Source organism: Streptomyces violaceoruber (assembly GCF_033406955.1).
GTDB lineage: Bacteria > Actinomycetota > Actinomycetes > Streptomycetales > Streptomycetaceae > Streptomyces > Streptomyces violaceoruber.
The window spans coordinates 424,415-447,907 of record NZ_CP137734.1 but is presented as its reverse complement, the minus strand read 5'-3'; the positions used below and the strand labels follow the sequence as shown (position 1 = coordinate 447,907).

Sequence of the window (23,493 nt, the reverse complement as noted above, 5' to 3'; positions counted from 1 at the left end):
GACCGTACGCCAAGTACCCGAGGAAAGGGCCGACCGGTGACAGACAGTCCCCTCCAGAACCGCACCGTCGTGGTGACCGGCGCCGCGCGCGGACTCGGCGCCGCCCTGGCCCGCGCCTGCGCACTCCGCGGCGCCCGGATCGCGCTGCTCGGTCTCGAGAAGCCCCGACTGGACGCCCTCGCGGCGGACCTGCCGACCCCGGCGCTCGCCGTCGAGGCCGACGTCACCGACCCCGCCGCGCTGGCCGACGCGGCCGCTGAGACGCGCCGGCGCCTGGGGAGACCGTCGGTCGTGGTGGCGAACGCCGGGGTCGCGCACGGCGGACCCTTCGCCACGTCGGACCCCGCCGAGTGGGGCCGTGTCGTCGACGTGAACCTGACCGGCAGCGCCCACACGGCCCGCGCCTTCCTGCCGGACCTGCTCGACACCGCGGGCTACCACCTCCAGATCGCCTCGCTGGCCTCGCTGGGTGCCGCGCCCATGATGAGCGCCTACTGCGCCTCCAAGGCGGGCGTGGAGGCCTTCGCCCACTCGCTGCGCGCCGAAGTGGCCCACCGCGGCGTCGCCGTGGGCATCGCCTACCTCAACTGGATCGACACCGACATGATCCGCGACGCCGACCGCCATCCGGTCCTGCGCGAACTGCGCGCCCACATGCCGCCCCCGGCCCGCCGCACCTTTTCGGCGGACGACGTCGCCGCCCGGCTGGTCCGCGCGCTGGAGCGCCGCCGTACCGCCGTGTACGTGCCGGGCTGGCTGCGCCTGGTGCAGCTGGGGCGCGCGTCACTGCCGCCCGTGGTGGCACGGCTGTCCCGCCGCGAACTGCCCCGTCTGGAGGCCGAGGAGGAACTGGGACCCACCGGTCCGCTCGGCGCGGGCGGCCGGGCCGGCCACGCGGCGGGAACACGTACGTAGCCACCGGGGGCGGCCGGCGCGATGCCGGGGCAGCGCGTCCCGAACCGTCGCGCCAGGGCACGCAGCGGCGCGGAGCGGCCCCCGCCGGACACCGTCCACAGCGTCTCGTTCCGCACGCCCCACGGCTCCAGCAGGGCGTTGGCGGCGAGGAACCCGGACGTCGCCGCGAGCTGCATCAGAGCCACCGGCAGATCCGTGCGGACCAGGTCCCCGGCGACGACGAGGGCCGGGTCGGGAGTGCGGACCGTGGGACGGTCGCGGTAGCCACCGACGGTGAACAGCGGGCAGTTCGCCCGCCACTCGTGCCGTGCGGCGACCACCCGGGCCCGACGGGTCTCCGGATACACCCGGTGCAACGCGTCGACGAGCCGCTTCTCCTCGACCTCCCGGACCGCCGTCGGCGGCACGGCGTAGGCGTGAAGTTCGACGACACAGCCGCCGGTGCGCGCCGCCCAGCGGGCCGCCTCGCCCTCCCCCGTGCACCCGCAGCCACTCCCACGAGGCGGTCGTCGCCGGGTCGAAGCGGCCGGGCCCGGCCTCCCAGAAGCACCAGGTGCGACGCGGCGGGCGCAGCGGCCCCGGCGGCGGATCGACCAGGACGAGGGAGGACACCGCACGGGGCGACGCCCGCGCCGGGAGTCGGTGCGCCAAGGAGAGGTCGGCCGCCCCCGCCCCGACGACCACGATGTCCGCGTCGAGCACACCCGCCTCCTTCCCGTCGGTCCGCCCGCCGGTCCGATCCGGTGCGGCGGAGTAGTCCGCCCGTCGCCGCCCGCGGCCGTACGGCGCGCTGAACGGCGCGACGAGGGCGCCCGGCCGGGGCGGCGGCACCGTCGGACGGGTGACCGCCGGACGGGCCACTGCCGGAGGGCGGACTGCCGGAGGGGCGGCCGCCGGACGGGTGACTGCCGGACGGGAACCGGCCCCTGCGGCGTCGTACCGGAAGCGAAGGGGGAAGGCATGACCAGACCCCACGAGAGGACCCCGTGATGCGCCCCGGCACGGTCGACGACGACGGCACCCACCGGACGGGCCGGCCGCGCGCGGTCCGGGGCGTGCGATGACGCGGACGGTGCCCGGGCGCACGGACCACGTCGTGGTCGTCGGGGCCGGGCTCGCCGGGCTGTCCGCCGCCCTGCACCTGCTGGGCGCGGAACGGCGGGTGACCGTCGTGGAACGCGAACCGCTGCCCGGCGGCCCGGCCGGACGGCGTGAGCTCGGCGGCTACCACCTCGACACCGGCCCGACCGTGCCGACCATGCCGGACCTGGCCGACGAGGCCTTCGCGGCCGTCGGAGAGCGGCTGCGCGACCGCGTCGAACTGCTGCCCCTGCACCCCGCCTACCGAGCCTGCTTCCCCTGGCCCGTCGCCTCGCGCCGGCCCTGCGCCCGCTGATGCGCGCCGCCGCCGGCCGCCTGCGGCGCGACGACCTCGCCTACGCCGAACGCCGTGGACACCTGCGCGTCCGCGGCCTCTTCCCCGGCTGAACGGAGCGGCACCCGCATGCAGACCTTCCTCCCCCACCCCGGTTTCCGGGACTCGGCGCTTGCCCTCGACCGGCGTCGCCTGGGCAAGCAGCGCGTGGAGGCGCTCCAGGTGCTGCGCGGACTCACCGTCCCCGGCTACGGCTGGCGCCGGCACCCGGCGGTGCGGATGTGGACCGGCTACGAGGAGGCACTGGTCCGCTACGGCCTCGACGTCTGCCGGGTCTGGCGCGAGCACGGTCACCAGGACAGCTGCGCGGCCTCGCTGGTCGCCGGACTCGCCGAGGTCCGTCCGGGCGAACCGGTGCGCGACCAGGAGGAGCTGTCGGCCGCCGGGGAGTTGCCGCCCTGGCTCGGCGACGAGGCCTTCCACCGCAGTCACCGCTCGGCCCTGGTGCGCAAGGAACCGGAGGTGTACGCCGAACTGTTCCCGGGGGTCCCGGACGACCTGCCCTATGTATGGCCGAGTTCGGACCGGGAGCGTGGGGAGGCAGACGGCGGCAGGTCCTAGGGCGGTCAGGTCTGCTGTTCGCCGGCGAGTTCCTTCATGTCGACCGTCTCGTCGGCCGGCGGCTGCTGCGGGTCCACCGTCTTGCCGTACTCGCTGAACGTGACGCCGCCGGGGTTCTTGCCGCCCTCGGTGGTGGTCTTCAGGATGTACGGCTCGCCCTCGGTGGCGACGTAGAGGGTGAGCTTCTCGCCGCCGGAGGCGTCCTTGGTCAGTTTCAGGGCCTCCTCGCCGTTCACCTCCGTCGTGGAGCCGCGCTTCATGCCCCGGCGCTCGGACTCGTCCTCGTCCATGGCGGCGATGAAGCCCTGCTTGTCGCAGACCCCGGCGGTCGAGGCGTCGTTCGCCGGCATCCTGACCCACTTGTCCTGGAGCTTCGGTGCCATCTTCCGGGCCGCGTCGGGCTGCTGCTCGAGGGCGGTCCGCCAGTACTGCTCGTCGCCGCGCAGGTAGAGGGTCGCGTCGGTGTGCCGCACGTCGGCCCTGGTCTCGCCGGCGCCGATGGTGCCCTGGCAGTTCTTCTCCTGATCGACCGAGACGTCGATGGTGACGGTGCTGCCGTCCTCCAACCGGGTGTCGCCCTTCACGTGCACGGACTTCGCCTGCCGGGTGGCCTCGACGGCCTTCGCGGCGATGTCGTCGGCGCTCTGCCCCTCGAACGGCTTGCCCTCGTCACCCGAATCGCCGCCGCAGCCGGCCAGTAGGGCGACGGACACGCTCGCGGTCGCCACAGCGGTTGCCACTTTGCCGGTACGCACCGGAAAGTCCTCCCCAAGTCTGTTCATAACCGTCAAATCCCTTGCTGTCCCGATGTGTTGTCATCGGAACCCTTCGACTACCCGCGATCGACGGGACATGCACGTGATGGAGAATCCGTGACGGGCGGGTGAGCGGTCCCCGGTGTGGATTGGTCCCCGACAGCGCACGCGAAGTGGACCCCGTGACGGGCCGCCACGCTCTCTAGCGTCGTGGCCATGAACGCCACCACCACGCGCGGCTCCCTGCTCGCCGCGCTCGCATGCGTCCTCGTCGGAGGGTCCTTCACCGCCAACAGCCTGCTCGGCGACTACCCGTACGCGGGCGGCCAGTTCCTGCGCTACGGCCTGGCCTTCCTGCTGCTCGTCCCGTTGGCCGGGCCCGGTGCGGCGACCCGGCTGCGCGCCCTCGGCGCCGCCCGGTGGCTGCGCCTGGCGCTGCTGGCGGCCGTGGGCATGGTCGGCTTCAACCTGGCCGTACTCGCCGCGGAGCGCACGGCGGAGCCCGCGGTACCCGGCGTCTTCGTGGGCTGCGCGCCCGTGGTCGTCGCCGTCCTGGTCCCCCTCCTGGAGGGGCGCCGTCCGCAGCGGATCGTCCTGTACGGCGCGTTGTTCGTGGCCGTGGGCGCCTTCACGGTCCAGGGCTGGGGGCGCACCGACGGCGCGGGCATCGCCTTCTCCGTGTGCGCCCTGGTCGGCGAGGTCGGCTTCGCGGTGCTGGCGGTGCCCGTCCTGCGGCCGCTGGGCCCGCGGCTGCTGTCCACCGTGGTGTGCGGCGTCGCGGCGGCCGAGTCGGCGCTGGCCGGTGTCCTGGCCGACGGGACCGGGTGGCTGCGCCGGCCCGACGCGGTGGAGGCGGGCGCGCTGCTGTGGCAGGCGGTGGTGGTCACCGTCGTCGGGTTCGTGTGCTGGTACATGGGCATGCAGCGGATCGGCGCCGAGCGCGCCACTCTGTTCTCCGGGCTGATCCCGGTCGCCGCCGCGTGCACGGCACCGCTCGTCGGCACCGGCTCCTACGGCGCCGCCCAGGCGGTGGGCAGCGCCCTGGTCTTCGCCGGGGTCGCCGTGGGGTCGGGCGCCGCACTCCCGTCCGCGCGCGCACGACGGTCCGCGGCGGAGCGTCAGACGGCGCCCGAGCGGTCCTTGGAGAAGCTGTAGAGGGCCTTCGAGGTCGTGATGAGTTCGCGCTGTTCCTGCCGGGAGCCGACCATGGGCTGCGAACCGTGCAGCGGCACCTGGGCGCTCTCGGGCAGGAACTTCACGGTCACCAGGCCGACGGCGCCCGCGACCATCAGGTAGTAGGCGGGCACCAGTTCGTCGCCGGTGATGCTGACCAGTGCCTCGGCGACCAGCGGTGTGGTGCCGCCGAAGGCCGCGACGGCGAAGTTGAAGCCGATGGCCATGGCGGCGTAGCGCACGGCGGTCGGGAACAGCGCCGGCAGGGTGGCGGCGCTCGGCGCGGCGAAGCAGGCCAGCAGGGTGGACAGCAGCAGGACCCCGGCCACCGGCGCCCAGACACCGTCCGCCCTCAGCAGCAGGAAGGCCGGGACGGCGAGCACGATCATCGCCGCCGCGCCGGTGGCGTAGAGCGGGCGGCGGCCGACGTGGTCGCTGAGCCGGCCCAGGAAGGTGATCAGCAGCACGATCCACACCATGCCGATCAGCACCAGCACGTCCGCGAAGCCGCTGGAGCGGTCCAGGGTCTCCGTCTGGTACGTCGGCAGGTAGCCGGTCACCATGTAGTTGGTGACGTTGTAGAGCAGTACCAGGCCCATGCACACCAGCAGCGGGCGCCAGTGCTCGCGCACGATGGTCTTGAACTCGCTGCCCGCCGACTCCTGTGCGAGGCCCTTCTCGTGCTCGTCGAGCTGCTGCTGGAAGGCGGGCGACTCCTCCAGCTTGAGCCGCATGTACAGGCCGATGACACCGAGCGGCCCGGCGATCAGGAACGGCAGCCGCCAGCCCCAGTGCAGCATCTGGGCGTCGGTCAGCGCCAGGTTCAGGACGGTGACCAGCGCCGAACCGAGGGCGTAGCCGACGAAGGTGCCGAAGTCGAGCCAGCTGGAGAGGAAGCCGCGCCGCCGGTCGGGTGAGTACTCGGCGACGAAGGTGGTGGCGCCGCCGTACTCGCCGCCCGTGGAGAAGCCCTGGACCATTCGGGCGAGCAGCAGCAGGATCGGGGCGGCGATGCCGATGGTGGCGTAGCTGGGGATGAGGCCGATGGAGAAGGTGCCGAGAGCCATCATGATCATGGTGGTGGCGAGCACCTTCTGCCGTCCGACGCGGTCCCCGAGCGGCCCGAAGACCAGACCGCCGAGCGGGCGTACGACGAAGGCCGCGGCGAAGGTGGCGAAGGAGGAGATGACCTGGGCGGCAGGGGAGGCGCCGGGGAAGAACACCTTTCCGATGGTGGCGGCCAGATAGCTGTAGACGCCGAAGTCGAACCACTCCATGCAGTTGCCGAGCGCCGAGGCCCCGACCGCGCGCTTGAGCAGCGGTGCCTCGACGACCTGGACGTCGTCCTCGCCGAAGGCCCGCCTGGTACGCCGGAGCCGGCGGGTCAGCTCCTCGCGCACCTGCTGCGGCAGGTGCGCGATCGTGCTCGGCATCTTCGCCCCGTCCGGGGGGCCGGACCCGCCGTCGGGCTTCGCCTCCACCACGCCGTCGCCTCTCCGTCGCTCCGCCACGGTTCGCCTGAGCGAATTCTGTGCAGGAACCCGGGGTCGGCGCATGCCGGGGACAGGGCTCAGGGCTGTACCGGCATGCTCCAGCAGTTGGAGCCGGCGGGCTCGCCGGAGAGCCGGTCGGTGAGCCAGGCGATGGCGTTGCCCTGGTCGGCGAGCAACGGGGCGAAGTGGTTGAGCAGGCCGCTGCCCACGCCCGGGATCAGCACCGGCACGTAGGTCACCTTCCCGCCCTTGCCGCACCAGTCGACGGCCAGTCGGCGGGCCTGGCCGTGGGGGACCAGGTCGTCGCTGACGCCCGTGGCCACGCGCACCGGACTGCCGGGCGCGGTCGAGCCGATGCGCTGCTCGGCGAGGAAGCTCTGCAGCGCGGGTTCGGCGCGGATGACGTCGCTGATGGACTGGCCGGTCCTCGTCCAGTCCGTGCTGCTGTCGCCGCCGTACCCGAAGAGCGCGTCGCCCACGCACATGGTCGACAGGTCCTTCAGCGCCTCCTGCCCCGCCTCGTTGATGTACCGGTCGGCGATGGGCCGCAGGGCGGGCTCGGTCTGCAGGAAGCCGTTGAGCGACCAGCCCAGGGCGCCCGCCAGGTCGCTGCCGTCGATCGCCTTCGTCACCTCGGTGAGGTCGGCGGGCGGGGCCCCGGCGTAGGTGCCCGCCAGCTGGACGTCCGGGGCGTAGGAGGGCTGGAGCTCGGCCGCTGCCGCCGTGGCACCGCCGCCCTGGCTGTACCCGAACAGACCCACCCGGGAGTCCGAGGTGACCGACGCCGAGTCGAGCGAGCGTGCGGCGCGTACGGCGTCCAGCACGGCGTGGGCCCCGTCGACGCGGTTGACGTAGGTGTGCAGCCGGTCGGTGGTGCCGAGGCCGACGTAGTCGGTGACGACGACGGCGACGCCGCGCAGCAGCAGCCGGTAGACCGACAGGTCCTCGTAACCGACCGAGACCGTCTGGCCGTTGAGCTGCAACGGGTGCTCCAGGGCCATCGAGGCGGCGCACTGGTCGCCCTGCCCCATGGTGCCGGGCGCGACGGCGACCAGGGGGCGGGGCCCGTCGCCGCGCCACTTCGCGGCCGGTTCGACGTAGGCGCCGGTCACGGCGACGGCTTCGCCGTTCGCGTCGGTGGACTTGTACATCAGCCGGGTGGCCCGGCCGGGGAGGGGGCCGTCGATGCCCGGCAGGCTCAGCGCCAGGGGGAGCGGTTCATGGCGGATCAGGGTGCCGTCGGCCGCGGGGAGTTCGGACGGCGGGGTGTAGAAGGCGGGGATCTCGACGCCGCGGGACGTCGTGGCCGTCGAGTCGCCGGCCGGGCCGTCGGCCGCCGCGGCCGGGACGGCCTGGGCACCGAGGGCGAGCGCGGCGGTGATCGCCGCGGCGAGCATGCGGGGACGTGGGGGCATGGCGAACCTCCTGGGGAAGGGCCGGATCCGGTCGTCCGCGGTCCCGTGGGGCCGGGGCCGTGGTCGCGCTGCTCCTGGGGGGTTACGGGACCGTAACCGGACAGGGGTTACCACGGGTAGCACCTGACTCATTACGGTTCAGTAACTTGACGTCGCGTCTAACAAGAGCCGGGCCGGATGCCCGACGGACCGGTCGCGGCCCGGCACTTCCCCCGCCGTACCTAGCGACGGCTCCGTACCAGCAGGTACAGGAAGTACGGCGTCCCGATCACCGCTGTCATGAGCCCGGCGCCGAGCTGGGCCGGGGCGATGACCGTGCGGCCGAGGAGGTCGGCGGCGCAGACCAGCGTGGCGCCGAGGAGGATCGCGACCGGCACCACCCGCACGTGCCGACGGCCCACCAGGGCGCGGGCCGCGTGCGGCGCCACCAGCCCGACGAACCCGATGGTGCCCGCGCAGGCCACCGCGGTCGCGCTGAGGACGACGCTCAGCACCAGGAAGCCGAGGCGCCCGGGTGCCAGCCGCAGGCCGAGCAGCCGCGGCGTGTCCTCGTCCAGCGAGATCAGGTCCAGCTCGGTGCGCCGGGCGACCGCGACACCGATGCCGACCAGCAGCGCCAGCGCGACCGGCACCACGTCCGGCATGGTCCGCCCGTAGGTCGAACCCGACAGCCAGGTCAGCGCCTTGTTGGCGTTGAACGGGTCGGTGAGCACGATCAGCAGGCTGATCAGCGCCGCCGTCCCGGAGGCCACGCCGATGCCGACGAGGACCAGCCGGTTCTGCCGGAAGCCGCCCCGCGCGGCGAGCCCGAAGACGAGGACGGCGCTGACCGCGGACCCCGCGAACGCGGCTCCCGCCACGCCCCACGTTCCGGCGGCCGGCACGGTGGTCACCAGGATCACCGCACCCAGGGCGCCGCCGCCGGTCACCCCGAGGACGTTCGGTTCGGCGAGCGGGTTGCGGGTGACGGCCTGCACGAGCGTGCCGGCCAGCGCGAGCGCCGCGCCCGCGCCCAGCGCGGCGAGCACCCGCGGCACCCGGGTGTCCAGCACGAAGGAGACGGTCCGGCCGGCCCGGCCCTGGGCCCAGTTGGCGACGTCGCCGAGCAGCAGCTTGGTGTCGCCCACCAGCACGGCGGCGATCACGAGCCCGACCAGGACCACGACCAGGACGGCGACCGTGGCCAGGAACACCGCCCGGCCCGGGATCCGCAGCCGGTCCGGCGCCCCGGCCCCGGCGGTGTCCCGCACGCGCAGCGCCATGGTGACCAGGAACACGGCGCCGACCAGGCTCGTGACGACGCCCGTGGGCACGGCCACCGAGCGGTCGTCCGCGATCAACGCCCGCAGCAGCACGTCCGAACCGAGCACCAGGGCCGCGCCGGTGAGCGCCGCCGCGGGCATGGCCGTACGGGAGCGGCTGAAGCCGCGGAAGCGGCGGGCGAGCGGGCGCACCAGGGCGGGTGCGCACAGGCCGACGAAGCCGATCGGTCCGGCGAGCGTGACCGCGGCGGCGGAGAGCAGCGCCGCGAGCACGACGACCGTGAGACGGGTCGCCCGCACCGGGACGCCGAGACCGCGCGCCGCGTCGTCGCCGAGGGCCAGCGCGTCCACCCGGCGGGCCGTCAGCAGCAGGCCGGCCACGCCGGCCAGGGCGATCGGCAGCATCTGCAGGACGCCGTCGAAGCCGTTCTGGGCGATGCTGCCCTGGTTCCACTCGTACAGGCCCTTCGTCTGCTCCGGGAAGAGCAGCAGAAGTGCCTGCGTCATGGAGTGCAGACCCAGCATCAGCGCGGTGCCGGCCAGCACCAGCCGGACGGTGCCCGTGCCGAGGCCGGACAGTCCGAGCACGACGGCCGCCGCCGCCAGGCCGCCCACGAAGGCGATGCCGGACGAGGCGAGCATCGGCAGCGAGACGCCGGTGGCGCCGGCCAGCCCGAGCGCCAGATAGGAACCCGCGTTCACCGCGAGGGTGTCGGGCGAGGCCAGCACGTTGCGGCTGACCGCCTGGAGCACCGCGCCGGCCATGCCGAGCACGGCGCCGACCAGGAGCCCCGCGGTCATCCGGGGCAGCCGGGAGGCGACGACGACGGACGCGTCGTCGGGGTCCGCCCGCCTGGTCAGGGCCTTGAAGACCTCGGAGGGTCCGACGGCGGCGGTGCCCTGGGTGATGTCGACGACGGCGAGGACGGCGACCAGCAGGACGATTCCGGCCGTCACCGCGGCCGCGCCCGACCGGGACGACGGGACCGTCGACGGACGGGCCGCGGTGGGCTCGGTGGCGGGTTCGGTCGTGGTGACGGCCATGGCCCCGCTACTTCGTCAGCGCGCCGACGACGGCGTCGATGTACGCCTCCATCGACCCGGGACCGCCGAACATCCAGATGCCGTCGTCGAGGCGGTGCACGTCCCCGGCCTTCACGAACGGCAGGGACTTCCACACCGGGTTCTTGGCCAGCTCACCGGTGAAGGGAGTGGCGCTGGGGTCGTCGTCGTTGCCGATGTAGGCGAACTGGGTGTCCTCGGGGAGCTTGGTCAGGCCCTCGACGTCGGTGGCGCCGAGACCGTAGGCCTCGTCGCCCTTCACCGTCCAGGCGTTCTTCAGACCGACGGCCTCGTTGACCTCGCCGATGAGCGAGGTCGCGGTGTAGGGGCGGATCGAGACCTGGTTGGAGGCGACGTAGCCGTCCGCGAAGGCGATGTCCTTGCCGGCCATCCCGGCGTCGGCCAGGGCCTTCTTGCCCTCGGCGACCTTGGTCTCGAAGCCCTCGCGCAGCGACTTCGCCCGGTCCGTGGTGCCGGTGGCCTCGGCGATGAGGTCGACGTTCTCCAGCATCCGGTCGATCTGGCCGGTGCCGTCGGCGGACTTCACCTCGATCACCGGCGCGACCTCGCGCAGCTGCTTCACGGCGGCCGGGGCGAGGTCCGTGGTGGCGACGATGAGGTCCGGGGCGAGGGAGGCGACGGTGTCCATGCTCGGCTCGCCGCGGGTGCCGATGTCCTTGGGCTCGTTCTTGAGCGGAACGGCGCTGTCCCAGGTCTTGTAGCCCTTGACGTCCGCGACGCCGACCGGGTCCACCCCGAGCGAGACGAGGCTCTCGACGACGTTCCACTCGGTGGCGACGACCTTGGTGGCCGGCCCGTCGAGCTTCACCTCGGTGCCCTTGCCGTCCTTGAGCGTGATCGCCTCGGAGGCCTTCTTCTCCGCCTTGTCGGCGGCGGGTTCGGTGGTGCCGCAGGCGGCCAGGGTGAGCGCCGCGGCGGTGGTGGCGGCCGCGGTGAGCAGGAGGCGTCTCATGAGGTGGTGCCGAGCCTTTCGGGAGTTCGTGTGCGGGGGGTGCGTATGTGGTGGCGGCCGATCGGGCGGGTGCGCAGCCGGCCGGTCAGGGGGTCGGTGTCGACGTCGATCCGGATGCCGTAGACGGCGGTGAGCCGCTCCGGCGTCAGCACGTCCTCGGGCGGGCCGTCGGCGACGATCCGGCCCGCTTCGAGGAGCGTGATCCGGTCGGCGACGGCCGCCGCCTGGTCGAGGTCGTGCAGGACGACACCGACGGCGATGCCGTGGTCGTCCGCCAGATCGCGGATCAGGTCGAGGAGTTCGACCTGGTAGCGCAGGTCCAGGTAGGTCGTGGGTTCGTCCAGGAGCAGTACGCCGGTCTCCTGGGCGAGACAGCTCGCGAGCCACACCCGCTGCAACTGCCCGCCGGAGAGGTGGTCCGCGCCGCGGTCGGCGAGGCCGTCGACGCCGGTGAGCGCGAGCGCCCGCTCGACGGCGGCGGGGCCGTCCGGATCGGGCCGTCCCCAGCGGCCCCGGTACGGGTAGCGGCCGAACTCGACGACGTCCCGCACGGTCAGCCCGCCGGGCGTCGGACGGCCCTGCGTCAGCAGGGCGACGTACCGCGAGAACTCACGGGACGTCAGCGCCAGCCCGTCGGTGGCGCCGTCCAGGCTGAGCGTGGCACTGCGGGCCCGCTGCAGCCGGGCGACGGTCCGCAGCAGCGTCGACTTCCCACTGCCGTTCGGGCCCACCAGGACGGTCACTTCGCCGGGCCTGAGCCTGACCCCCGCGTCGTGCACGACATCGACTCCGTCGTACGCGACGGTCACGCCCGTGGCCGAAAGCTCGTGTCCGCGCAGGCGCGGGGTACCGGCTGCGTCTTCACCTGATCTCACGCAGTGAAGGTTAGCCTAACCTAAAAAGTGCTGATAGAGGCGGGGGTCACAGGGGCTGCGCGGGCGCTGCCCCGCCCCCCGTCGCGGCGGCGAGGCGAAGGACTCAACTCGCTTGCGCGGAACCGGAGTTCCACAGTCCTGCCCGGTTCAGGGACATCGGGCAGTGGAGGTAGATCTCGTCGATCTCCAGGAGCAGGGCGAGGTCCGGACGCCGTCCGCCGCGCGCCATCGCGTCGAAGAAGGGGGCGTCGGTGAGGATGCGGGCCCGGCCGTTGACCCGGAGCACCTCCTTGCCGCCGGGGATCAGGTAGAGCAGACCGGCGTGCGGATTGTCGAGGACGTTGTGGAAGCTGTCCCCGCGTCGGTTGCCCGCCCGGTCCGGCAGGGCGAGGGTGCGGGAGTCGAGGACGTGGGTGAAGCCGGGTACGTCGCCGCGCGGCGACACGTCGCAGTTGCCGCCCGCGTCGGAGGTCGCCAGGAGGCAGAAGGGGGAGCGGGCCAGGATGTCCCGGTCGTCGTCCGTGAGCCGGTCGTGCACCTTGTCGATGACGAGGGGCCAGGGTTCGCCCAGCAGCTCACGCAGGTGCGCGCGCGAGTCGAGTTCGACCCAGCCCTCCTCGGTGGCGGTGGCGGTGGCGGTGGCGGCGTCCGGCCGGTCTCCGGTCGTGACGGTCGTGTGCGGCAAGGCCGGCTCCCAAGTGTGCTCGCGGAACTGCCGGAAGCGCTGCCTCCGGCGGTTGTTGCACACGCAACAATATCGGGGGCCGCGCTCAGAAGGCGTAACGGATCCGCAGCCAGGGCGCGTGGGCGGCGACCAGCGCCCGGAGCCGGGCCACCGCTCCGGCCTTGACGTCCGCCCGGTAGCGCACGTTGAGCGCACCGTTCTCCGAGCGCTTGGCCTGCTGGACCTCCGGCCGCCACAGCACCTCCTCGGCGCGGGGGTGCCAGCCCAGGTTGACCTCGTGCAGGCCCAGGTTGTGGGTCAGCATGATCACCTCGGCGGCGGCCTGCCGCTTGACCCGGTCGGGCAGGACGTCGTCGAGCTGCCGCAGCAACTGGGCCCAGGCCTCCTCCCAGCCCGGCCGCAGCACGACGGGGGAGAGGTTGAAGTGCACCTCGTAACCGGCCTCCAGGAAGTCGCCGGCCGCGGCGATGCGCTCGGCGACGGGCGAGGTGCGCACGTCCAGCAGCCGGGAGTCGTCCGGCGGCATCAGGGAGAAGCGGACCCGGGTCCGGCCGCGCGGGTCCAGGGCGAGCAGGTCGGGATTGACGAACTTCGTCGCGAAGGAGGCCTTGGCCGTCGGCCACTGCCGGAAGGCGCGCACCAGGTCCGCGGTGTTGTCGCAGATCAGAGCGTCCACCGAGCAGTCGCCGTTCTCACCGATGTCGTAGACCCAGGCCTCGGTGTCGCACTGGTTCGGCTCGCGCTTGGGCCCCTGCCGGGCGATGTGCCGGCCGAGGTGGGCGACGATCCGCTCGATGTTGGTGAAGACGGTGACGGGGTTGGCGTACCCCTTGCGGCGCGGCACGTAGCAGTAGGCACAGGCCATCGCGCAGCCGTTGGAGGCGCCCGGCGCGATCCAGTCCGCGGAGCGGCCGTTGGGCCGGGTGGCCAGCGTCTTGCGCTCGCCCAGGACGAGCGTCTCGCCCTTCACGCGCACCCAGCGCTCGACGTTGCCCTCGTTGCCGTGCAGCCCCGGGATGCCCCAGTGGGAGTCCACCTCGACCACCCGGGCGTCCGGGAACCGGGCGAGGATCTGCCGGCCGCGCGGGGAGGCGGCCGCCGCCGGCTCGGCGTGGATCTCCCGCACCGGCAGCAGCCGGCGGGCGGCCGCGGAGTCCCGGAAGCGCGGTCCGGCGACGGGCGGCGGACCGGGCGTGAGGGCGTCCAGGCCGAACAGCGTGCCGAAGCCGTCGTCCGGCGCGGTGGACGGGTCGTGCATGAGGGCTCCGGGGCGGGGTGCGGGAGGGACCGGGCGGTTTCGCCGCGGTCCGCTCCTCCACTGTACGGAGCGCGCGGTGCCCTCCGCCGTGTCACGCGGCCCGTCGGGGGCATACGCGAGACACGGCGCCGCTCCGGCGCCGCCGATCCGAAGGGATGTACACCGTGCTCGCCATCATCGCGGCGGTTCTGTTCCTCATCGCCTGGCTGATCAACGCGGCGGAGGTCTCGACCAACGACGTCTTCACCGCCACCAACGTCATGCTCATCGGTCTCGCCCTGCTGGCCCTGCACGTCGCCGGTGTCGGCAGCGGCTGGGCGCCGCGCGGGCGCCGCCGCTGAGCCCCCGCTGAGCACCCGCGCCCTCGCCACCCGTCAGGGGATGCGCGCCACGCCCGCGTAGATGCCGCTCGCCTCGGGCGCGGGCGGCTCCAGGCCCTCGCCGTACCACTCGGTGGCCGTGACCAGGCCGGGCGGCACCAGTTCCAGACCGTCGAAGAAGCGGGCGACCTCCGCCCGGGTGCGGAAGCCGAGACGGATGCCGCCCTTGGCGTACTGGGCGATCACCTGCTCCGCCAGCTCGGGGAAGAGGTCGAGCGCGGCGTGCGAGAGGACCAGGTGGCTGCCCGCGGGGAGGGTCTCGACCAGACCCCGGACGATTCCGTGGGCGTCCTGGTCGTCGGGGACGAAGTGCATCAGGGCGATCAGCGACAGTGCGATCGGCCGGTCGAAGTCCAGGATCCCGCGGGCGTGCCGCACGATCTCCCCGGGCTCGCGGACATCGGCCTGGATGTAGTCCGTGGCCCCCTCGGGACTGCTGACCAGCAGGGCCTCCGCGTGCCGCAGCACGATCGGGTCGTTGTCGGCGTAGACGACCCGGGCCGCCGGCACCGTCCGCTGGACGATCTGGTGCAGGTTCGGCTCGGTCGGGATGCCCGTGCCGATGTCCAGGAACTGGTCGATGCCCCGCGCGGCGAGGTGTGCGACCGCGCGGTTCATGAACGCGCGGTTCTGCCGCGCCGCGTCCCGCGCCTCGGGCGGCAGGGTCTCGCCCACCGCCTCGTCGACCGGGTAGTTGTCCTTGCCGCCCAGCAGCCAGTCGTAGACCCGCGCGGGGTGGGCCCGGCCGGTGTCGATCTGGGGAGGCTGGGTGTGGTCCGTGGTCATGGCAGGCTCCGTGGTCCGGGAGGTGACGCTCGCCGCAGTTTTCGATCATCGTACTGCGGAGCCGCCGTGCCATGTGCCGTACGGGGGCCACAAGTTCCGATCCCCGGGTCGGTCACCCCGGCCCCGGCCCGGGCCCCAGAGTGCGGGGCGGACGGTAGCTCCACTCGCGGTCGGCGTCGGTGATCTCGCGCAGCACCCGCGCCGGCGTCCCGGCCACGACCGTCATCGGCGGCACGTGGGCCGTCACCACACTGCCCGCGCCGACCACCGAACCCCGGCCGACGGTCACCCCGGGCATGATCAGGGCGCCGGCCCCGATCCACACGTCGTCCTCGATGCGCACCGGCGCCGAGAACTGGGTGCCGTCCCTGCGCAGGTCCGGGTGGACCGGATGCCCGGTGGTGCTGACCGTCACGTGCGGGGCGAACATCACCCGGTCGCCGACGAAGACCTCGACGTCGTCGACGAGGGTGAGGCCGAAGTTGGCGTACACGTCGTCGCCCAGGTGCACCCGGTTGCCGTAGGCCACGTGCAGCGGCGGCTCGATCCACACCCCCGTGCCGAGTGCGGCGAGCATCTCCTTCAGGAGCGCCCGGCGGCCCTCCTCGTCCCGTGCGCCGGTCCGGTTGTAGGCGTCGGCCAGCTCCTTGCCGCGCAGCCGCTCCTCCGCCAGGGCCGCCAGCCCCGGGGCGCCGTCCGAGTACAGCTCACGGGCCGCCATCCTGCGGCGGACCTCGCGTTCACGGGGGTCGGTGGTCATGCGGTCTCCTCGCGTCCGTACGGGGTGGGCCGGCGCTCCCGTCCGCAGCGCCGGTGGGCGTGCGGACGGGAGTGCCGGCGACCGGGGAGGGGTTCAGCCGGCGGACACGTCCGTCAGTGTCCAGCGCTGGTTGGCACCGGAGTTGGGCGGCCAGGTCGTGACGGCGGCACCGTCGTGGGTCGCCTGGCCGCCCACTTCGAGCAGGCGCCCGGTGCCCGAGTTGACCAGGGTCCAGGTGCCGTCGCCGGTGCTTGAAGCGAGCCACTCGGCGGCCCGGTCCCGCCTGCCCGTGTCGGGCTCGGCCACCGGGACGTCGTCGCGCACGGCGAGGCGCGTGCCGTCCTCGGGCCGGGTGAAGACGTAGCGGTCGCGCACGCCGCCGTCGTGGCGCACCGCGCTCAGCCGCCACTGCCGGGCGCTCGCGTCGGTGCCGGTGCCGGTGCCGGTGCCGGTGCCGGTGCCGAGGACCAGGTTCGTGCCGTCCGCGGCCACGGTGACGGCCTTGCCGCTCTGTACGCCGGTCAGCGTGTAGGTGTGGCCCTTGCGCAGCCCGGCGGCGTCCTTCGCGACGCCCGAGACCCCCTTGATCGCGAAGGAGGTGACGGACTGGGCGGGCACGGTGAAGGTGGCCGTGCGGTCGCTCACCCTGATCGGGGACTGCTTCTCCAGCTTGCCGTCGGCGCTGGTCACGACCGGGGTGACAGTGGCCCGGCGGCTCACGTCGCGGAACTTGGACAGGTCGAGGGTGACCGTGCGGGCCTCGGTGCCGCGGTTGACGTGGACGACCGAGGCGCCCTTGCCGTCGCGGGTGACGGCGGCGGCGCTGGAGGTGTCGTCCGTCTGGATCAGCCGGTCGCCGGGCTTGATGAAGTGGGTGAAGTTGCGGGCGGTGTCGAACTTGGTGTTGGTCCGGATCGGGCAGGTCTCCAGGGTGTCCTGGGCCGTGCAGTCGAACGGGAGCTGGATGCTGCCCCAGTTGCCGCCCTTCGCGGACTCGCCGCCCGGCTTCATGTTGTCGTAGTCCTCGACGGGCTGCCAGAACACCCAGGCGCGGGGCTCCAGTTCCCGCAGGTCGTCGACGATCTGCTGGGCGAGGCCGAGGCCGGGCCGCATGTCCGCGAAGTCCTGGCCGTCGCCCCAGTCGCCGCCCACCTCGCTCATCCACAGGGGTTTGTCCGCGGCCTTGGCGAGGTCCCGCACGGTGGTGCGCTGCCCGGTGCCGTAGGTGTGGACGTTCATCTGCCCGACGAGGGCGCGGTCGGCCGCGGAGTAGGCGCTCCAGTTCTTGGCGAAGGTCCCCGGGTTGGTCTCGTCCATGGCCGAGACGTCCGCCTTGACCTTCGCCTTCCTCAGCGCGGGGGCGAGGGCCCGGAGCACCTTGCGCTGCAGCTCGGGGCCCATGTGGGCGCCCTCCTGCCGGCCGCCGACGGGTTCGCCGTCCGCGCCGAGTTGTGTACCCCAGTAAGGAGTGTTGGGCTCGTTGAAGGGGTCTACGGTGTCGACCTCGATGCCCTCGGCCTTCTCCAGCCGCCTGGTCGCCCCGGCGACGTAGGCGGCGAAGTCGTCGACCGACTCGGGCTTCAGCTGGTCGGCGGAGGAGTCGAAGCCGCCGGAGACGTAACCGCTGACGGTCATGAACCAGGGCGGGGAGTTGCTGAACGTCTCCCAGTGGTCGATGTCGTCCTTGATCCGCTCGACCCACCAGCGCTGGGTGGCGTCGGCGTCCTCGTTCCAGTCGGCCGGGTCGTCGGCGCTCCACCAGTCGGTGTCCTCGCGCGTGGTGCCCTCGGGCGCCTGCCACCAGCCCTCGACCGCCCCGCCGGCCCGCAGGTAGTCCTTGACGTCCCGCGCGTTGCCGCCGCCGATGTTGTAACGGGCGATGTTGAGACCGAGGCCGTCGTCGCCGAACAGCAGGCGGGCCAGCTTCTCGCGGATCTCGGGCGGGTAGTCGCCGGTGGCGTTGGCGAACCAGACCAGGCTGGTGCCCCAGCCCTCGAACTCCTCCTGCTGGTACGAGGGATCCGGTCGCACGGTGACGGAGGCGGGGGCGGCGGCCGGTTCGGCCTGCGCGGGGACGCCGAGCAGGGCGGCCCCGGTGGTCAGAGCGGTCAGGACCGCGGCGCCGAGGAGGCGTCTGCTGCGGGTACGGCGTGCCATCGTGTGCTCCCAACGGAAAGGTGTGGTCGCTGCGGTGGCCCCCGCCGCCCGGTCCGGGGCAGCGGGGGGCGGCCCCGGAGCGGGCCGTGCCCGCTCCGGGGAGCATGGGATGGTGCGGGGAGGGTGCCTAGGGGGTGGGCGTGCGCAGGACGGCGACCCCCCGGCCCGCCAGGACGACGGCGCCCTCGTCACCGGTGTCGCCCACCAGGACGTCTCCGGTGAGCCCGGGGACGGTCACGGCCTCGTCGGTCCGGTTGACCAGGAACAGGAACCGTCCCCCGGCGCCCCGGCGCACGGTGGCCTCGACCCGGCCCCGCACCGAGGCGGGCAGCTCGCTGGTCACCCCGGCCGGCTCCAGCAGCCTCGGCAGCAGGGCGGCGAGCCCGTCGGCGCCGAGCCGGGTGGAGACGTAGGCGGCCGAGCCGCGGCCCGCCGGACGCCGGGTGACGGCGGGGTGGCCCGCATGGGTGCCGGTGCGGTAGCGCGCCAGGACCTCGGTCTCCGGCGCGGTCACGGTGATCTGGTCGGTCCACAGGTCTCCGCTGCCCGCGCCGTCCAGCTCCACGCTCTGCCCGGCGGGCAGCGGACCGAACTCCTCGACGCGGATGCCGAGCAGGTCTCGCAGCGCGCCCGGATAGCCGCCCAGCCAGACGTGGTCGTTCTCGTCCACGATGCCCGAGAAGTACGTGGTGACCAGGTGCCCGCCCTGCTCGGCGTAGCGCGTGAGGTCCTTGGCCAGTTCGGCCGGGACCAGGTGCAGCACCGGCGCGATCAGCACCCGGTGGCGGCTCAGGTCGGCGCCGGTGGTGACGACGTCGGCGCGCACGCCCAGGGAGAGCAGCGCCGAGTACCAGTCGAGCGCCTCCTGGTGGTAGTCGAGCAGCGAGGTGGGGTGCGAGTCCTGCTCGCTGGCCCACCGGGACTCCCAGTCGAAGAGGATGCCGACCTCGGCGGGCTCCCGCTCGCTCCCGGCGACCGGCGCGAGCGTCTTCAGGGTGTCGCCGAGCGCGGTGACCGCGCGGAACAGGTCGCTGTCCGCACCGGCGTGCGGGACCATCGCCGAGTGGTACTTCTCGGCGCCGGCCGCCGACTGGCGCCACTGGAAGAAGCAGACCGCGTCGGCGCCGTGCGCCACGTGCGTCAGCGAGTCCCGGGCCATCTCGCCCGGCCGTTTGGCCAGGTTGACCGGCTGCCAGTTCACCGCGCTGGTGGAGTGCTCCATCAGGAACCACGGGCGGCCGCCCGCGATGCCGCTGGTGAGGTTCGCCGAGAACGACAGCTCGTCGCGGGCCTGGGGGTGCGGGACGACGTAGTGGTCGTTGGCGACGAAGTCGACCTCGCCGGCCCAGTCCGCGTAGTTCATGCCCTTGGTGCCGGGCATCACCATGAAGTTGGTGGTGACCGGGACGTCCGGCGTCAGCTCCCGCAGCAGGTCCCGCTCCGCGCGCAGGTGGTCCTTGAGCGCGTCCGAGGAGAAGCGCTTGAAGTCCAGCTGCTGGGTCGGGTTCGGGTGCGAGGCGGCGAGCCTGGGCGGCAGGACCTCCGCCCAGTCGCCGTAGCGCTGCGACCAGAACGCCGTGCCCCAGGCGTGGTTGAGGGCGTCCGTGGTGCCGTACCGCGCGCGCAGCCAGTCCCGGAAGGCGCGGGCGGCGTCGTCGGAGTAGTCGTAGACGTTGTGGCAGCCCAGCTCGTTGTTGACGTGCCAGGCGACGAGCGCCGGGTGGTCGGCGTAGCGGGTGGCCAGCTTCCGCACCAGGCGCAGGGCGTGCTCCCGGAAGACGGGCGAGGTCGGGCGCCAGTGCTGACGTGCTCCCGGCCACAGCGTCTCGCCCCGGTCGGTGACCGGGAGGATCTCCGGGTGCGCGGTGGTCAGCCAGGGCGGCGGGGACGCGGTGGCCGTCGCCAGGTCGACGCCGACCCCGTGCTCGTGCAGCAGGTCCATCACCTCGTCGAGCCAGGCGAAGTCCCAGGTGTCCGGGCCCGGCTGGATGCGGGCCCAGGAGAAGATGCCGAGCGACACGATGTTGACCCCGGCCTCCCGCATCAGCCGTACGTCCTCCTCCCACACCTCCCGGGGCCACTGCTCGGGGTTGTAGTCGGCGCCGTAGGCGAGACGCGGGGCGGGCGCACCGTCCGCCCCGCGGTGCAGGCGGGAGTGGAGGGTGGAGATCATGGCGGTCCTTCCGGTGGGGGCGTGCGCTACTTCTCGACGGTGAAGCCCTGCTCCTCGCCGTACTTGACCGAGGCCTCCTGCCAGGACTCCAGGCCCTCGGCCAGCGTGGTGCCGGAGACGTAGGCCTTGCCGACGGTGTCGTTGAAGACGGAGTTCGCGTAGACCTGGTAGGGCAGGTACGACCAGTCGTCGGGGACGTCCGCGGCCGACTCGGCGAAGATCTTGTTGGCCTTCTGGCCGCCGAAGTACGGGAACGCCGTGTCCTGGAACCTGGTGGACTGGAGGTCGGCGGTGGTCGCCGGGAAGGCACCGTTCTTCAGCCGGGTCTGCACGCCGTCACCCGCGTTCGCGTACTCGACGAAGGCGTAGGCCAGCGCCTCGTTCTTGCCCAGTTCCGGGAGGGCGAGCGCGCTGCCGCCGTTCTCGGCGCTGACCTTGTCGCCCGCCTTCCACTGGGGCATCGGGGCGACGCGCCAGTCGCCGGAGGCGGACTTCGCGCCGGACTCCAGGTTGGCGGGCATCCAGGCACCGGTCGCCAGCGTCGCGATACTGCCGTCACCGAGGCCCTTGTACCACTCGTCGGTCCAGGCGGGGACCGAGGCGAGCAGCTTCTCGTCGATGAGCTGCTGCCAGGTGCCGGTGAACGTCTTGGCGCCCTGGTCGGAGAAGTCGATCTTCACCTTGGTGCCGTCGACCGTGTAGGGGCGCGAGCCGGCCTGCCAGAGCATGCTGGTGGCGAATCCGGCGTCGCCGTTGTCGGCGGTGATGTACGCCTTCGGGTCGGCCTTGTGCAGGTCGCGGGCGGCGTCCAGGTACTCGGCCCAGGTGGTGGGCACCTTGATGTCGTACTTGTCGAAGACCTTCTTGTTGTAGAACAGCGCCATCGGACCGGAGTCCATCGGCAGCGCGTAGACGCCGTCCGAACCGGCCTTCACCCCGTTCCACGGGCCGGGGGAGAACTGGGCGGAGAGCTTGTCGGCGCCGAAGGACTTGAGGTCGGTGAGCTGCTTGGTCAGGGCGTACTGGCCCATCGCGTAGTACTCGATCTGCGCGACGTCCGGGACGCCCTTCTTCGCCGAGATGGCGTTCTGCAGCGCCGTGTACTGGTCCTTGTTGGTCCCCGCGTTGACCAGGTCGACCTTGACGCCCGGGTGCTCCTTCTCGAAGTCGGTGGCCACCTGCTTGAGCGTGGGCTCCCAGGCCCACACCGTGATGGTGCCGCCCTCCTTGAGGGCCGCCTGTATGTCCGCCTCGGAGACGGCCTTCTGGCCCGACCCCCCGTCGTCGGAGTCGCCGCAGGCGGTCGCCCCCAGGGCGAGGGCGCAGACGAGGACCGTGCCGCGCAGGAGGCGGCGCGAGTGCTTGGTCAGGTGTGTGGGCATGGGTGTGCTTCCACTTCTTCGTGGCCGGAACCGGCACCGTTGAGGGTTGGCGGGGTTGTGGGTCGGGGGAGGGCTACTCCTTGACGCTTCCGGCGGCGAGACCGGACTGCCAGTACTTCTGGAGCAGCAGGAACGCGGCGATCAGCGGCAGGATGGTGATGAGCGACCCGGTGACGACGAGGTTGAAGACGGCCTCGCCGCCCGCGGTCGCGGCCTGCTGGTTCCAGCTGTTGAGCCCGAGGGTCAGCGGGTACCAGTCGGGGTCCTTGAGCATGACCAGCGGCAGGAAGTAGTTGTTCCAGGTCGCGACCATGGTGAACAGCAGGACGGTGACGATGCCGGGCGCCAGCAGCGGCAGCGCGACCCGGAAGAAGGTGCGCAGCTCGCCCGCACCGTCGATGCGGGCGGCCTCCATCAGCTCGGTCGGGATGGCCTCGGTCGCGAACACCCACATCAGATAGAGGCCGAACGGCGAGATCAGGGACGGGATGATCACCGCCCAGGGGGTGTTGGTGAGGCCCATCTTGCTGAACATCAGGAAGGTCGGCACGGCCAGCGCCGTCCCCGGCACGGCCACCGCGCCGATGACGACGGCGAAGACGGACCGCCGGCCCGGGAAGTCGAACTTGGCCAGCGCGTAACCGCCGAGCACGGCGAGGAAGGTGGCGCCGCCCGCGCCCAGCCCCACGTACAGCAGGGTGTTGAGCAGCCAGCGGGTGAAGACGCCGTCGTCGTAGGTGAACGTCTCGGTGATGTTGTCCCACAGCGCGAAGTCGCCGTCGAACCAGAGACCGGCGGAACGGGACAGCCCCTCCTGCGTCTTGGTGGCGCTGACGGCCAGCCAGACCAGCGGAACCAGGCTGTACAGCAGGACGAGCGAGGTGAGCACGGTCAGCAGCACGCTGCGCCGGGGCCGGTCGGCTGAGTGCCGGCGCCGGGGCGTACGCAGCCGCGGGGCGGGGCGGGAGGTGTCGGACGGCGGGGGCGCGGAACGGTCCGAGGCGGTGGCGACGGGGCTGGTCATCGCTGCTTCACACTCCCTTGCGCATGCCGCGCAGCTGCACGGCGTAGGCGACGACCATGGTGATCAGCCCCATGACGATGGCGACCGTCGCGGAGTAGTTGTGCTGCTGCCCGTTGAAGGACAGCGCGTACGTGTAGTAGTTCGGCGTGTAGTCGGTGGTGATCGCGTTGCGCGCCAGGGGCTGGAGGATGCTGGGCTCGTTGAAGAGCTGGAAGCTGCCGATGATCGAGAAGATGGTGGCGATCACCAGGGCCCCGCGGATGGCCGGGAGCTTGATGGCGGTGATCACGCGGATCTGCCCGGCGCCGTCGATCTGGGCCGCCTCGTACAGCGAGTGCGGCACGACGCGCAGTGCCGAGTAGAAGATCAGCATGTTGTAGCCGACGAACTCCCAGGTCACGATGTTGCCGATGGAGGCGAGCACCAGGTCGGGGGAGAGCGGGTCGGGCAGCGACACGCCCAGCGCGCCGTTGATGTCCCCGACCAGGCCGAAGCGGGTGCCGTACATGAAGCCCCACATCAGGGTGGCCACCACGGCGGGCACGGCGTACGGCAGGAAGATGGAGATGCGGAAGAAGTCCCGGCCGTAGAGGCGGCCGCTGTCCAGCGCGAGGGCCACGAGCAGCGCGATGCCGAGCATGATCGGCACCTGTACGGCGAGGAAGAGCGAGACCCGGCCGAGCGAGGCCCAGAACCGGTCGTCCTTCAGCGCCTCGGCGTAGTTGTCGAGGCCGACGAAGGTGGTCCCGCCGATCAGCTGTTCGCGGAAGAGACTGAGGTAGACCGAGTACGCGATGGGCGCGAGGAACACCAGGGCGAAGACGGCCACGAAGGGGCCGAGGAACCCCCACCCCGTCCAGGAGCGGCGGTCCCGCCTCACCGGGGGCGGGGCCGGCCGCGGCTCGGCGGCGGCCGGCGGTTGCAGCGTCGTCATGTCGTTCCTCGCTCGTCCACGTCCTGGAGCTTCGT

The 23,493-nt window shown here is 72.8% G+C and carries 20 protein-coding genes and 3 pseudogenes; 6 read left to right on the top strand and 17 right to left on the bottom strand.

Annotated elements, in window-relative coordinates:
• Positions 1-36: 36 nt before the first annotated feature.
• On the top strand, positions 37-915 hold the full coding sequence (locus R2E43_RS02205; RefSeq protein WP_189285160.1) for an SDR family oxidoreductase: 879 nt from the start codon (positions 37-39) through the stop codon (positions 913-915).
• A 47-nt stretch (positions 916-962) separates the two neighbouring features.
• Here R2E43_RS02205 and R2E43_RS02200 read toward each other — a convergent pair.
• Positions 963-1,388, bottom strand: a pseudogene (locus R2E43_RS02200) (FAD-dependent oxidoreductase); the annotation flags it as partial.
• A gap of 46 nt (positions 1,389-1,434) precedes the next feature.
• A pseudogene (locus R2E43_RS02195) lies at positions 1,435-1,599 on the bottom strand (lycopene cyclase family protein); the annotation flags it as partial.
• A 376-nt stretch (positions 1,600-1,975) separates the two neighbouring features.
• Here R2E43_RS02195 and R2E43_RS02190 point away from each other — a divergent pair.
• The 3 genes and pseudogenes from R2E43_RS02190 to R2E43_RS02180 form a co-directional block, all read left to right on the top strand.
• Positions 1,976-2,272: pseudogene (locus tag R2E43_RS02190) on the top strand (FAD-dependent oxidoreductase); the annotation flags it as partial.
• Positions 2,273-2,310: 38 nt separating this feature from the next.
• Positions 2,311-2,403, top strand: coding sequence for a hypothetical protein (locus tag R2E43_RS02185; RefSeq protein ID WP_374105118.1), 93 nt, complete (start codon positions 2,311-2,313; stop codon positions 2,401-2,403).
• A 16-nt stretch (positions 2,404-2,419) separates the two neighbouring features.
• The gene (locus tag R2E43_RS02180) at positions 2,420-2,911 is read left to right on the top strand and encodes an MSMEG_6728 family protein (protein ID WP_003971750.1); all 492 of its coding nucleotides are present in this window, start codon (positions 2,420-2,422) and stop codon (positions 2,909-2,911) included.
• A gap of 5 nt (positions 2,912-2,916) precedes the next feature.
• Here the strand turns inward: R2E43_RS02180 and R2E43_RS02175 are convergent, their stop codons facing one another.
• Positions 2,917-3,639, bottom strand: coding sequence for a hypothetical protein (locus R2E43_RS02175; protein WP_381994701.1), 723 nt, complete (start codon positions 3,637-3,639; stop codon positions 2,917-2,919).
• A 243-nt stretch (positions 3,640-3,882) separates the two neighbouring features.
• Between R2E43_RS02175 and R2E43_RS02170 the strand changes: the two genes are divergently transcribed.
• Complete coding sequence (locus tag R2E43_RS02170; protein ID WP_093458010.1) at positions 3,883-4,821, top strand: DMT family transporter; 939 nt, start codon at positions 3,883-3,885, stop codon at positions 4,819-4,821.
• Here the strand turns inward: R2E43_RS02170 and R2E43_RS02165 are convergent.
• From R2E43_RS02165 to R2E43_RS02135, 7 genes are all read right to left on the bottom strand, one after another.
• The gene (locus R2E43_RS02165; protein ID WP_136207915.1) at positions 4,785-6,272 is read right to left on the bottom strand and encodes an MFS transporter; all 1,488 of its coding nucleotides are present in this window, start codon (positions 6,270-6,272) and stop codon (positions 4,785-4,787) included. The genes R2E43_RS02170 and R2E43_RS02165 overlap by 37 nt on opposite strands.
• A 137-nt stretch (positions 6,273-6,409) precedes the next feature.
• On the bottom strand, positions 6,410-7,747 hold the full coding sequence (locus R2E43_RS02160) for a lipase family protein (protein WP_011031634.1): 1,338 nt from the start codon (positions 7,745-7,747) through the stop codon (positions 6,410-6,412).
• Between the two features lie 221 nt (positions 7,748-7,968).
• On the bottom strand, positions 7,969-10,053 hold the full coding sequence (cdtC, locus tag R2E43_RS02155; protein WP_332055847.1) for a siderophore ABC transporter permease CdtC: 2,085 nt from the start codon (positions 10,051-10,053) through the stop codon (positions 7,969-7,971).
• Positions 10,054-10,060: 7 nt separating this feature from the next.
• The gene (gene cdtB / locus R2E43_RS02150; protein ID WP_003971744.1) at positions 10,061-11,044 is read right to left on the bottom strand and encodes a siderophore ABC transporter substrate-binding protein CdtB; all 984 of its coding nucleotides are present in this window, start codon (positions 11,042-11,044) and stop codon (positions 10,061-10,063) included.
• Entirely contained in the window at positions 11,041-11,919 is an 879-nt protein-coding gene (gene cdtA / locus R2E43_RS02145; protein ID WP_003971743.1) for a siderophore ABC transporter ATP-binding protein CdtA, read from the bottom strand. The genes cdtB and cdtA overlap by 4 nt, the downstream gene beginning before the upstream one ends.
• A gap of 103 nt (positions 11,920-12,022) precedes the next feature.
• The gene (locus R2E43_RS02140) at positions 12,023-12,604 is read right to left on the bottom strand and encodes an MSMEG_1061 family FMN-dependent PPOX-type flavoprotein (RefSeq protein WP_003971742.1); all 582 of its coding nucleotides are present in this window, start codon (positions 12,602-12,604) and stop codon (positions 12,023-12,025) included.
• 85 nt (positions 12,605-12,689) lie between these two features.
• Complete coding sequence (locus R2E43_RS02135; RefSeq protein ID WP_193485915.1) at positions 12,690-13,862, bottom strand: spore photoproduct lyase family protein; 1,173 nt, start codon at positions 13,860-13,862, stop codon at positions 12,690-12,692.
• 155 nt (positions 13,863-14,017) lie between these two features.
• Between R2E43_RS02135 and R2E43_RS02130 the strand changes: the two genes are divergently transcribed.
• Positions 14,018-14,203: a hypothetical protein gene (locus R2E43_RS02130; RefSeq protein ID WP_003971740.1), complete on the top strand. Its 186-nt coding sequence runs from the start codon at positions 14,018-14,020 to the stop codon at positions 14,201-14,203.
• Positions 14,204-14,236: 33 nt separating this feature from the next.
• Here R2E43_RS02130 and R2E43_RS02125 read toward each other — a convergent pair whose 3' ends face one another.
• The 7 genes from R2E43_RS02125 to R2E43_RS02095 all read right to left on the bottom strand — a co-directional run bounded on the left by R2E43_RS02125 (position 14,237) and on the right by R2E43_RS02095 (position 23,458).
• Positions 14,237-15,028, bottom strand: a complete 792-nt coding sequence (locus tag R2E43_RS02125; RefSeq protein WP_003971739.1) for an SAM-dependent methyltransferase — start codon at positions 15,026-15,028, stop codon at positions 14,237-14,239.
• Between the two features lie 112 nt (positions 15,029-15,140).
• Positions 15,141-15,788 carry a sugar O-acetyltransferase gene (locus tag R2E43_RS02120; RefSeq protein WP_003971738.1) on the bottom strand — a complete coding sequence of 216 codons (648 nt, stop codon included), beginning with the start codon at positions 15,786-15,788 and terminating at the stop codon, positions 15,141-15,143.
• Positions 15,789-15,881: 93 nt separating this feature from the next.
• Positions 15,882-17,945 (bottom strand): glycoside hydrolase, encoded by a 2,064-nt coding sequence (locus R2E43_RS02115; RefSeq protein WP_332055846.1) that lies wholly within the window; start codon positions 17,943-17,945, stop codon positions 15,882-15,884.
• Positions 17,946-18,072: 127 nt separating this feature from the next.
• Positions 18,073-20,118 (bottom strand): beta-galactosidase, encoded by a 2,046-nt coding sequence (locus R2E43_RS02110; protein WP_332055845.1) that lies wholly within the window; start codon positions 20,116-20,118, stop codon positions 18,073-18,075.
• Positions 20,119-20,144: 26 nt separating this feature from the next.
• Positions 20,145-21,500, bottom strand: a complete 1,356-nt coding sequence (locus R2E43_RS02105; protein WP_037897675.1) for an ABC transporter substrate-binding protein — start codon at positions 21,498-21,500, stop codon at positions 20,145-20,147.
• Between the two features lie 73 nt (positions 21,501-21,573).
• Positions 21,574-22,524: a carbohydrate ABC transporter permease gene (locus tag R2E43_RS02100; protein ID WP_011031642.1), complete on the bottom strand. Its 951-nt coding sequence runs from the start codon at positions 22,522-22,524 to the stop codon at positions 21,574-21,576.
• Positions 22,525-22,531: 7 nt separating this feature from the next.
• Positions 22,532-23,458, bottom strand: a complete 927-nt coding sequence (locus R2E43_RS02095; protein ID WP_003971733.1) for a carbohydrate ABC transporter permease — start codon at positions 23,456-23,458, stop codon at positions 22,532-22,534.
• Positions 23,459-23,493 lie beyond the last annotated feature (35 nt).

Bases quoted from the DNA above. Each gene is read 5' to 3' on its own strand.
- R2E43_RS02130 (WP_003971740.1), top strand. From the start codon at position 14,018: ATGTACACCGTGCTCGCCATCATCGCGGCGGTTCTGTTCCTCATCGCC.
- R2E43_RS02125 (WP_003971739.1), bottom strand. From the start codon at position 15,028: ATGACCACGGACCACACCCAGCCTCCCCAGATCGACACCGGCCGGGCC.
- R2E43_RS02160 (WP_011031634.1), bottom strand. From the start codon at position 7,747: ATGCCCCCACGTCCCCGCATGCTCGCCGCGGCGATCACCGCCGCGCTC.
- R2E43_RS02165 (WP_136207915.1), bottom strand. From the start codon at position 6,272: ATGCCGAGCACGATCGCGCACCTGCCGCAGCAGGTGCGCGAGGAGCTG.
- R2E43_RS02185 (WP_374105118.1), top strand. From the start codon at position 2,311: ATGCGCGCCGCCGCCGGCCGCCTGCGGCGCGACGACCTCGCCTACGCC.
- R2E43_RS02180 (WP_003971750.1), top strand. From the start codon at position 2,420: ATGCAGACCTTCCTCCCCCACCCCGGTTTCCGGGACTCGGCGCTTGCC.
- R2E43_RS02100 (WP_011031642.1), bottom strand. From the start codon at position 22,524: ATGACCAGCCCCGTCGCCACCGCCTCGGACCGTTCCGCGCCCCCGCCG.
- R2E43_RS02095 (WP_003971733.1), bottom strand. From the start codon at position 23,458: ATGACGACGCTGCAACCGCCGGCCGCCGCCGAGCCGCGGCCGGCCCCG.
- R2E43_RS02110 (WP_332055845.1), bottom strand. From the start codon at position 20,118: ATGATCTCCACCCTCCACTCCCGCCTGCACCGCGGGGCGGACGGTGCG.
- R2E43_RS02120 (WP_003971738.1), bottom strand. From the start codon at position 15,788: ATGACCACCGACCCCCGTGAACGCGAGGTCCGCCGCAGGATGGCGGCC.
- R2E43_RS02115 (WP_332055846.1), bottom strand. From the start codon at position 17,945: ATGGCACGCCGTACCCGCAGCAGACGCCTCCTCGGCGCCGCGGTCCTG.
- R2E43_RS02105 (WP_037897675.1), bottom strand. From the start codon at position 21,500: ATGCCCACACACCTGACCAAGCACTCGCGCCGCCTCCTGCGCGGCACG.
- R2E43_RS02135 (WP_193485915.1), bottom strand. From the start codon at position 13,862: ATGCACGACCCGTCCACCGCGCCGGACGACGGCTTCGGCACGCTGTTC.
- cdtC (WP_332055847.1), bottom strand. From the start codon at position 10,053: ATGGCCGTCACCACGACCGAACCCGCCACCGAGCCCACCGCGGCCCGT.
- cdtB (WP_003971744.1), bottom strand. From the start codon at position 11,044: ATGAGACGCCTCCTGCTCACCGCGGCCGCCACCACCGCCGCGGCGCTC.
- R2E43_RS02170 (WP_093458010.1), top strand. From the start codon at position 3,883: ATGAACGCCACCACCACGCGCGGCTCCCTGCTCGCCGCGCTCGCATGC.